Here is a 2138-nt window from a genome sequence, read left to right as displayed (position 1 = left end):
CAAGATGCGCAAAGACGCTCCGATGGTGCTTCGCGGCATCGAAGAAATCCGGGAGGTCATGTTCGATTTTTTAGCGCAGGAAAAAAAGGCGCTGCTGATGGCCCGGCACCTTCGGGACAAGAACAAATATGCCTTGGGCATTATTGCGGCGGCGTTAGTCTCAGTGGCTGGAGAAGCCTTTATCCCTGGTAGCGCCGTGTACATCACCGCTACCCAGGTTGTTGCTATTTCCTCCCTGCATTACCTGTATACGGGCAGTGTCTTGAGCAAGAGCTCGGCGCTCACGTTACTGCCGACGTTTGCCGGCGAAAGTATCGGTACCACCGCATTCTTGTGGGCCAAGTCGTTTTTGCCGCCTACCGGTGTCGTTGATGTGGCAGCAGCAGTCATTGCCGTTGTCATCACCTTCGCGATGCTGGCCGCCGTCAAGTACATGCTGGAAAGCGGCCATGGGCTGGATGAAACCGAGCTGCTGAAGCGCACATTCAAAGACTTCAGAAAAGTCGGTGAGAAACTCAAAGGCGTGAACCTCACTGATCTGAAGAGCAAAGAAGGCGTTACCAAGCTGTTGACCGGACTGCTCAACTGACGAGCGTTTCCTCTCCAGGCAGATATGCCTGCTTCCTTGATGTTGGAAGCAGGCACTTATGCATACCCATCAAACCACTGTCTTACGACCCTACACTCGCATGTTCGGCCTTGATACGCTCCAGCAGCACGCTGGCATCTGCTTTGATGATGCTGGCGTCCACGGCAAAGCCTTCGCCCTTGACCAGGCCGGCGTCCATGCAATGACGCAGCACTTCATTGAACAGCCAGCGAAACAGATCGCTGTCCCGAAAACGGCCGTGTCTATTTTTGGTCGAGTGACTGGGGACTTCATCTTCAAGGCTTAACCGGCAGAACCAGCGATACGCCAGGTTCATATGGATCTCTTAGCACAGCCGCCGCTCGGAGCGAATACCGTAGCAATGGCCTACGATCAGCATGCGGATCATCAGCTCAGGGTCAATCGACGGACGCCCAATCGGGCTGGAAAAATCGGCGAAGTAATGGCGCAAGTCGCTCAGATCGAGGCACTGATCAATGCTGCGCAGAAGGTGATTGGCTGGGATGTGATCTTAAAGGTTGAAGGAGCAAAACAGTCGCTCCTGCCCACTCGATAGCTGTCACATCATGCTGCGTGATCCCCCGCCGACCAATGAAGCAATTTTGCCGCAGGCCAAACGGGGGAGCTACTTTTTCAACAGAATCAGCCGTTCTGTGCCGATCATGGTGACAAAGTGTACTGGTCAAATCCRATGCAATCGKTKATCARAWCGAATGCAAATGCCTGGTCAGGTCGAATGCAAAAGGGTGGTCAATTCGATGCAATTACGCAGTAGTCACTCGCCCCTAGCTATCGGCCGCCTAAGCTCAATATCACGCAGGTATCCACACTATCAGCACGGATACCCGCAACGTAACCTTCCGGCTATGTCACTCAATCAATGTCCCTCCTCTCGGGGTGAACAAACATTTGATCATCCCGAATGACTCCGCTCCTACCAAGTCAGCGACAGGACCTCACAATGTATCAGCCACCCGTACCTACCTCCAAGGCTTTCATCGCTCGGGCTATGGCGTGCAGCGTGGCGTAGCGTGAATGCGCTCTCGTGTGACCTCTAGGTTGATGACTTCCTTTTGCACGTCAAACTTGAAGGTAGCGACTAAAACTTTTTCAGATCAGGTACAGGTTTCAGCGCTTTTCGAGATACTTGAATCCTGAATCGTCCAGAGACTGAATAAATCAAGAAGTACAGGCAGCAGTCCCGAAATATGAGGGCAAAATCCAAGCTCGGCTCGAACTGCGAGTCACTGACTGTCTCGTATTCATCCAGCCGCAGCGGTAAGAGCTTTTCCTGCAGTTGCTCCGCTTCAAGCTGGGAGTAAGTGATAGCTGAACGACTTGGCATGCATCCCGCCAATGCGGCTTTCTTTAGCAGGTAGGATCTGGTCGCCATATCAACGTAGCGCACGCCAGCAGTAAGCCCAAAATCTATGTGCCCGACATGCTGACCAATTGCAAAATCTTTCTCACGAAGTCAGCATACTCCTCTCTAAGTGGGCAGAACGCCACCATGGACATTGCTTCAGTC

Annotated in this window: 1 protein-coding gene and 1 pseudogene; one reads left to right on the top strand and one right to left on the bottom strand. The window is 52.7% G+C overall.

Going from position 1 to position 2138, the window contains the following annotated elements:
- Positions 1-589: hypothetical protein (locus AC1DRJ_RS25365; RefSeq protein WP_477804576.1), on the top strand; the 589-nt coding region annotated here is incomplete at its 5' end.
- Between the two features lie 130 nt (positions 590-719).
- Here the strand turns inward: AC1DRJ_RS25365 and AC1DRJ_RS25360 are convergent.
- A pseudogene (locus AC1DRJ_RS25360) lies at positions 720-1115 on the bottom strand (transposase); the annotation flags it as partial.
- Positions 1116-2138: the final 1023 nt, after the last annotated feature.

The sequence above is a fragment of the Pseudomonas sp. P5_B2 genome (genome assembly GCF_056400445.1).
Note: the sequence above shows the minus strand (reverse complement) of the source record. Positions and strands in the feature narration are given on the sequence as shown.